Raw genomic sequence first — 271 nt, 5'->3', positions numbered from 1 at the left:
ATTTGCACTAAATGCCAATCAATTCCATGGTAATAGACCGCGTTTGCCTACTGAACTTAAAAAGCCTGATACGAACTTTTTTAACAATGATATTGGTACTCGTCCAGCTTTGGAAGGTAAACATAAAACTATATTTGATAGGTATGGTTATTTTGACAACGATGGTGAACGATTAAAAGTCACATCGCATCAAGCTCGCCACCTGCTCAATACTATTGCACAGCGGGGTGGTTTATCCAACCTTGAAATAGCTAAATGGTCTGGTAGAGCG

General features: G+C 39.5%; 1 pseudogene. It reads left to right on the top strand.

Going from position 1 to position 271, the window contains the following annotated elements:
- Positions 1–271 (top strand): annotated as a pseudogene (locus AAEZ05_RS28705) (integrase); the annotation flags it as partial.

The sequence above is a fragment of the Pseudomonas sp. HY13-MNA-CIBAN-0226 genome (assembly GCF_040310305.1).
GTDB classification, from domain to species: Bacteria; Pseudomonadota; Gammaproteobacteria; order Pseudomonadales; family Pseudomonadaceae; genus Aquipseudomonas; species Aquipseudomonas gregormendelii.
Note: the sequence above shows the minus strand (reverse complement) of the source record. Positions and strands in the feature narration are given on the sequence as shown.